At 70.9% G+C, this 6,674-nt stretch carries 9 protein-coding genes; 5 read left to right on the top strand and 4 right to left on the bottom strand.

What is annotated here, in order from left to right; genetic code table 11:
- Positions 1-36 precede the first annotated feature (36 nt).
- On the bottom strand, positions 37-957 hold the full coding sequence (locus tag AB0K00_RS31955; RefSeq protein ID WP_363527841.1) for a proline dehydrogenase family protein: 921 nt from the start codon (positions 955-957) through the stop codon (positions 37-39).
- A 78-nt stretch (positions 958-1,035) separates the two neighbouring features.
- Here AB0K00_RS31955 and AB0K00_RS31960 point away from each other — a divergent pair, with 78 nt between their 5' ends.
- Together AB0K00_RS31960 and AB0K00_RS31965 are read left to right on the top strand one after the other, a co-directional pair.
- Complete coding sequence (locus AB0K00_RS31960; RefSeq protein ID WP_363412186.1) at positions 1,036-1,623, top strand: CGNR zinc finger domain-containing protein; 588 nt, start codon at positions 1,036-1,038, stop codon at positions 1,621-1,623.
- A 200-nt stretch (positions 1,624-1,823) separates the two neighbouring features.
- Complete coding sequence (locus AB0K00_RS31965; protein ID WP_363527844.1) at positions 1,824-2,024, top strand: cold-shock protein; 201 nt, start codon at positions 1,824-1,826, stop codon at positions 2,022-2,024.
- A 65-nt stretch (positions 2,025-2,089) separates the two neighbouring features.
- On the opposite strand, the gene AB0K00_RS31970 is transcribed toward AB0K00_RS31965, so the two are convergent.
- Together AB0K00_RS31970 and AB0K00_RS31975 are read right to left on the bottom strand one after the other, a co-directional pair.
- Positions 2,090-2,890, bottom strand: a complete 801-nt coding sequence (locus AB0K00_RS31970; protein WP_363527847.1) for a sugar phosphate isomerase/epimerase family protein — start codon at positions 2,888-2,890, stop codon at positions 2,090-2,092.
- 40 nt (positions 2,891-2,930) lie between these two features.
- Entirely contained in the window at positions 2,931-3,860 is a 930-nt protein-coding gene (locus AB0K00_RS31975) for a Ppx/GppA phosphatase family protein (RefSeq protein WP_363527850.1), read from the bottom strand.
- 43 nt (positions 3,861-3,903) lie between these two features.
- Here AB0K00_RS31975 and AB0K00_RS31980 point away from each other — a divergent pair, with 43 nt between their 5' ends.
- The gene (locus AB0K00_RS31980; protein ID WP_363527853.1) at positions 3,904-4,737 is read left to right on the top strand and encodes a hypothetical protein; all 834 of its coding nucleotides are present in this window, start codon (positions 3,904-3,906) and stop codon (positions 4,735-4,737) included.
- Positions 4,738-4,791: 54 nt separating this feature from the next.
- Here the strand turns inward: AB0K00_RS31980 and AB0K00_RS31985 are convergent, their stop codons facing one another.
- Positions 4,792-5,010 (bottom strand): hypothetical protein, encoded by a 219-nt coding sequence (locus AB0K00_RS31985; RefSeq protein WP_363527855.1) that lies wholly within the window; start codon positions 5,008-5,010, stop codon positions 4,792-4,794.
- A 91-nt stretch (positions 5,011-5,101) separates the two neighbouring features.
- Here AB0K00_RS31985 and AB0K00_RS31990 point away from each other — a divergent pair, with 91 nt between their 5' ends.
- Together AB0K00_RS31990 and AB0K00_RS31995 are read left to right on the top strand one after the other, a co-directional pair.
- Positions 5,102-5,749, top strand: a complete 648-nt coding sequence (locus AB0K00_RS31990) for an acyltransferase (protein ID WP_327006530.1) — start codon at positions 5,102-5,104, stop codon at positions 5,747-5,749.
- Between the two features lie 44 nt (positions 5,750-5,793).
- Positions 5,794-6,423, top strand: a complete 630-nt coding sequence (locus AB0K00_RS31995; protein ID WP_363527858.1) for a PilZ domain-containing protein — start codon at positions 5,794-5,796, stop codon at positions 6,421-6,423.
- The last annotated feature ends 251 nt before the right edge of the window (positions 6,424-6,674 follow it).

Raw genomic sequence — 6,674 nt, forward strand, 5'->3', positions numbered from 1 at the left:
TGCAGGGTAAGGCCCGTAACCTACCGCTATGTCCGGCTAACCCCGCGAGGTGACCGCGCGGGCGAGGAAGCCGAGGTTGGCGGGGCGCTCGGCGAGCCGCCGCATCATGTACGCATACCACTGCGTCCCGTACGGAAGGTAGACCCGCACGGTGTACCCGAGTCGGGCGAGCCGGAGCTGCTCGTCGGGGCGTACCCCGTACAACATCTGGATCTCGAACTCGTCGGGGTTGCGGTCGAACCACTTGGCCCGGTCCTCGCCGATCGCGACCAGCCGCGGGTCGTGCGTGGCGAGCATCGGGTAGCCGGTGCCGGCCATGAGCACGTTGAGGCAGCGCACGTAGGACTTGTCGACGTCGAGGCGGGACTGGTACGCGACCGACTCCGGCTCCTTGTAGGCGCCCTTGCACAGGCGGACCCGGGATCCGCTGACCGCCAGCTCGCGGCAGTCGGCCTCGGTGCGGCGCAGGTAGGACTGCACCACGGCGCCGGTGGTCGGGAAGTCGGCGCGCAGGCGGCCGAGGACTTCGAGGGTCGAATCGGTGGTGGTGTGGTCCTCGGCGTCGAGGGTGACGGTGGTCCCGGCCTCGCTCGCCTTGGCGCAGATCGCGCGGGCGTGCTCGTAGGCGAGCTTCTCGTCGAAGACCTGGCCCAGCGCCGAGAGCTTCAGGCTGACCTCGGCGGCGGGGGTCAGCTCGGCGGCGTGCAGGGCGTCGAGCAGGTGCAGGTATTCGTCTCGGGTCGCCTCGGCCTGCTGGGGGTTGGTGGTGTCCTCCCCCAGGTGGTCGATGGTGACCGCCAGTCCGTCGGCGACGAGTTCGCGGGTGCGTTGTAACGCGTCCTCCGCGTGATCGCCGGCGATGAAACGGCGCACGATGCTCCGGCTGACCGGGGCGGTTTCAACGATCCGCTCGACCCGATGTGAGCGGGCGGCGGCGAGGATGACCGATCTGAGCATGTGCCGAGCGTAGACAGAACCACTCGCCACCGGTGACGCCTGGTCGCCACTGTGGCATTTCTTGACTACCTTGGTCGGGTGGACTTCGACGCGTATGCGCGGACCGCTGTCGACATCGTCAACGCGCCGCTCGAAAGTATGCAGGATCTCGCCGCGCTGTTCGGCGAGGACAGTTGGCAGACCGCCGAGGCGACGGAGCGCGATCTGATCGCGTTCCGGCGTGCCCGGAAGCGGCTGCGGGAGGTGTTCGAGCACGGCTCGTCCGGCCGGGACGTCGCGGCCGTCGCCGAGCTCAACGCGCTGCTGGAGGCATATCCGATGCAGCCGCGCATCTCCGGGCACGACACCCATGACTGGCACATGCACGTCACCGGTCGCGGGTCGTCGGTCAGCTCGGAGCTCCTGGCGGGCGCGGCGTGGGGCCTGGCGGTGTGGCTGTGCGAGCACGGCAGCTCCAGGTTCGGCGTCTGCGCGGACGAACGCTGCGGCAACGTCTATCTGGACACGTCGTCCAACTGCTGCCGCCGGTTCTGCTCGGAGCGGTGCGCGACCCGGTCGCACGTCGCGGCACACCGGGCCCGCAAGCGTGCCGCCGAAACGGGCGCCACTCTGGCACCGTCGCAGGTGGGGGTGGGCGAGGCCGATCGGGCTGTCGTGACCGCGTAAGTGCCGGAAACGGCCACGGACACGGTCGACTTCGGCATATCTTGCGTGATGTGGTCGCTTCACCGCGCGACCGGCATGCCCGAAATTTCGGACAGGTCGGGCGTTCGGTTCGGGCGATGTCGTGCCGTGGCACCTGTTCACGGCCCTCGACACCGGGTATCGCACCGGATCACAACGCCCTACGAAGGAGAAACAGCACCATGGCACAGGGAACCGTGAAGTGGTTCAACGCTGAGAAGGGCTTCGGCTTCATCAGCGTCGACGGCGGCAACGACGTCTTCGTCCACTTCTCCGCCATCGCCGAGGACGGCTACCGCAGCCTCGACGAGGGCCAGCGCGTCGAGTTCGAGATCAAGCAGGGCCCGAAGGGGCCTCAGGCCGAGTCCGTCCGCAAGGTCTGACCGTCGACTTCACGGCCCGGCGCGCACCACGGCGTGCCGGGCTTTCTTACACCTTCGACGCTTTCTTACACCTTCGACGGGGTCGCGAGGTGCTGGCGGGCGAAGCGCAGCGACTCCGTCAGGTCGGCCTCCCGCTCGGCCCGGCTGCTCGCCTTGCGGGTGCCGACCTCGACCGCGACCGACCCGGTGAACCCGCGCCGCCCCAGCGACTCCAGCAGCTCCGCGCACGGCTGCGTGCCACGGCCGGGGACCAGGTGCTCGTCGCGGCCCTTGCCGGTGCCGTCGCCGAGGTGCACGTGGGCCAGCCCCGCACCCATCGTGTCGGCGAGACCCAGCGCGTCGGTCCGCGAGGCCGCGCAGTGCGACAGGTCCAGCGTGTAAGCGTCGAAGCCGGTGATCGTCGGATCCCAGCCCGGCGCATACGGCACGAACTCCCGCCCCACCCCCCGCAGCGGGAACATGTTCTCCACCGCGAACCGGATCCCGGGGAACGCCTTGCCCAACCTGGCAAGACCGGTCTCGAACGTCCTGGCGTAGTCCCGCTGCCAGGCAAACGGCGGGTGCACCACGACGACAGGCGCGCCGAGCGTGTCGGCGAGCACCGCGGCACGGCGCAGCCGCTCCCACGGGTCGGGGCTCCAGACCCGCTGCGTCACCATCAGGCAGGGCGCGTGCACCGACCGGACCGGCACCCCGTAGTGCTTCGACAGGCCGGCCAGGGCGCCCGCGTCCTGGCTGACCGCATCGGACCAGACCATCACCTCGACGCCGTCGTAGCCGACGGCGGCGGCCATCTCGAACCCCGCCGCGGTCGGCTCAGGGAAGACGGACGAGGTGGACAACAGGACCGGCGTTCGTGGACTCACTCCACCAGGCTAGCCCCAGCCGGGTAGCGTCTCCTGTCGATCAACTCGACTCCAACACTTCCAACCGGCGAAGAATCACCCCTTCGCGCAGCGCCCAGGGGCAGATCTCGACCTCGTCGATGCCCAGGCTGCGCATCGTGACCTCGGCAACCACCGCCCCGGCGAGGATCTGATGCGCCCGGCCCGGGCTGACCCCGTCGATCTCGGCCAGGGCCGCCGACGGCATTCTCCGGATGAACGACAGGACCTGATGCAGCCCGGTCCTCGTCAGTCTGCGCGGTGCCCGGGGTCCCGCGCTGGACGGCGCGGCCCCGGCCAGCCGGGCCAGGGTCCGGAACGTCTTCGAGGTGGCCACCGGACGGTCCCAGCCGCTGTCGATGAGCCGTTTCGCCGGCTTCGCGACCTCGGCCTCCGCGTATTCGCACAGCGCGTCGACGGAAGCTCTGGACGGCGGGTCGCCGTCCAGGCGTTCCCGGGTGAGCCGGCCCGCGCCGAGCGGCACCGACATCGCCACATCGGGCTCCTCGTCGATGCCGGTCGCCAGTTCGAGCGAGCCTCCGCCGATGTCCATCACCAGCAGCCGGCCGGCGGACCAGCCGAACCAGCGGCGCACCGCCAGGAACGTCATGATCGCCTCGGCCTCGCCGGACAGGACCTGCAGGTCGACGCCGGTCTCCTCGCGGACCCGCCGCAGCACCCGGGCCGAGTTCTTCGCGTCGCGCACCGCCGACGTGGCGAACGCGAGCAGGTCCTCGGTCTCCAGCCCCGCCGCCGCGTCCCGGGCCTCGGCGCACGCGGCGACCAGGCTGTCCGCGCCGGCCCGGCTCAGGTCGCCGTCCTTGCCGATCTTCTCGGCGAGCCGCAGCTCGGCCTTCTGGGAGTGCGCCGGCCACGGATGCGCCCCGTGGTGCGCGTCGACTACCAACAGGTGGACCGTGTTCGAACCGACGTCGAGCACACCGAGCCGCATCCCTTCACGGTAATGCCGGGACCGGACGCGTACCCTTCGTCAGATGGAGATTCACGTCGCGGTCGACCGCATCGGCGACTCTGACACGCCGCGCGACCTCGAGGTCGACCTCGACTTCCCACGGGAGTTCCTCGAGTTCTCCGACCCCGCCGACGCCGACCACCTCGTCCGCGCCGACCTCACCTGGCTGCTGTCCAACTGGACGTGTGTGTACGGGCAGGGCTGCCACGGCATCATCGAGGGCAAAGCCGAAGAGGGCTGCTGCTCCCACGGCGCGTTCTTCACCGACGCCGACGACGAGAAGCGGGTCCGCGCCGCCGCCAAGCGCCTCACGCCCGAGCACTGGCAGCACTACCGTCGCGGCTTCAAGCAGTACACCGAGTGGGACACCATCGACGGGGAGTCCAAGGCCCTGCGCACCGCGACCCGCCCCGGCGCCGGCTGCGTCTTCCAGAACGACACCGACTTCCCCGGCGGAGGCGGCTGCGCCCTGCACGGCCAGGCCCTGCGCGACGGCGTCCACCCACTGGAGTACAAGCCCGACGTGTGCTGGCAGCTGCCCGTCCGCCGCGACCAGGACTGGCGCAAACGCCCCGACGGCACCAAGGTCCTCGTCTCCACCCTGGGCGAGTTCGACCGCCGCGGCTGGGGCGAAGGCGGCCACGACCTGCACTGGTGGTGCACATCCTCCCCAGAGGCCCACGTCGGCACGAAGCGGCTCTACCAGGAGTACGAGGCGGAGCTCGTCGCCCTCATCGGCCAGGCCGCCTACACGAGGCTGGCCGAACTGTGCGCGGCGCGCGCGAAGCAGGGCATGATCGCCCCCCACCCGGCCACGACGGTCGCCCTGACCCTCCTGCCGACCCGCCTCGCCTGACCCTGCCCCGGCGGCAACCGGATCCGCGCCCCGAGCACGGCGGTGATCCGGGTGTCAGTCCTCCTGGTCGGAGGACTGGGGCTCGGCGCGGGCTCGGCGGGACCTGGCGAACAGGGAGTAGCCGACGGCGGCGAGGGACAGGCCGATGAGGATGCTGGGCAGGGCCTCGGGCCAGTGGGCGTGGGCGATCGCGGTCCAGGTCGAACTGGCGGCGAGGAGCACGCCGATCAGCATCATGAGCGTCCCGGCGGGGCCGGAGTCGAAGCTGCGCACCCCCGGAAACGCTACGGGTCCGTGGTGTCGAGTGTGCGACAACGCGGGAACCCGGCGGTGGAACGGGGCGGCGGTGCAATAGGTTCGTGCGGTGACCGAAGAGATCTTCCCCGGCGTTGAACTGGGTGAGGGCACCGTGGTGGAGCCCGGTGCGCGGATCGGGGTGCCGCCGCGCGGCGCGGCGCCCGGCGAGTTGCCGACGATCATCGGGCCAGGCAGCAGGATCCGGTCCGGGACCGTGATCTACGCGGGTGCGCGGATCGGGGCGCGGTTCCAGTCCGGGCACGGGGCGATGATCCGGGAGAACAACGTCATCGGGGACGGATGTTCGGTGGGCACCTACGCGGTGCTGGAGCCGGGCAACCGGATCGGTGACGGGAGCAGGGTGCACTCACACTGCTTCCTGGAGAACGTGACGCTGGGGCGCCGGGTGTTCCTGGGGCCCGGGGTGGTGTTCACCGACGACCCGCACCCGCCGTGCCCCCGCTACGACGAGTGCGTCGGCGGCGCCACGGTCGAGGACGACGCCTCGATCGGTGGCAACGCGACGATCCTGCCCGGTGTACGGATCGGGGCCCGTTCGCTGGTCGGCGCCGGCTCGGTGGTGACCCGGGACGTGGCGCCGGACACCGTGGTCGCGGGGAGCCCGGCCCGGGAGAAGCGCAAGACGTCGGAGCTGGTGTGCGCTCCCGGACACTTCGCCAAGCCGTACGAGTGGCGCGAAGCACTCGACTCGTAACATCCGAGCCTCAAGTCGGCGGACGATCGGCCGAACGTGTAGGCGTGACCCTGCCCGCGATCAACGCTCTGGTCGACGTGGTGCTGATGGACGGCGAGGCCTATCAGTCCCGCGTCGAGGACATGACCGGCAAGCGGCTGATCGTCGCCGCGCCGTTCGGTGTCAACACCGCCGACATGCCGAAGCTCGGCAGCTCCGTCGAGCTTGCCTGGGTGGCGGGCGACCGGCGGCAGGCGGTGGACGTGCGGCTCGTGGAGCTGAGCCGGGAGCAGCCGCCGCGCTGGTCGCTGGAGGCGGTCGGGTCGGTGCGGCTGCAGACCCGGCGCAACTACGTGCGCGGCGGTGGCGGCGAAGGCGTCGAGGTCACCAAGGACGGCACCGCGTTCCGCGGCCGGGTCATCGACCTGTCCGAGGGCGGCGTGCGGTGCCGGCTGCACGAGGACCGTTTCGACCGCGACGACCGGGTCGACCTGCGGATCGCGCTCGACGAGGAGACGATCGCGATCCGCGGCACGGTGCTGTTCGTCCGCCGGGACCCGGAGAACGACGCGTTCGACGTCATCATCACGTACGAGACGACCGAACTGATGGGTCGCGCGATCCGCGGCTACGTCCTCCGGCGCGAGATGGAAGAGCGCCGGAGAGCCCGCGAGTCCGTCGCGAACGCCGGATAGAGCTCTAGTGCGGCGCGCAGCGTCGCATGGGGGTGCGGGGTGGGAACCCCCCGCCGGGACCCGCCGCGCAGCGGTGGGGCAGCCAGGAACAGGCTTGAGTGGGAGCGAAGCGAGCATGGGGGGCGCGGGGTGGGAACCCCCCGCCGGGACCCGCCGCGGGTCGCGTCCGCGCTGGTGGTGTAGGAGACGGTCAGCGCTGATCCGTTGTGGTTGATGTTAGGCGGCGGCGAGTTGGGTCGGGGATGTCTCGG

The sequence above is a fragment of the Dactylosporangium sp. NPDC049525 genome (assembly GCF_040676755.1).
Lineage (GTDB): Bacteria > Actinomycetota > Actinomycetes > Mycobacteriales > Micromonosporaceae > Dactylosporangium.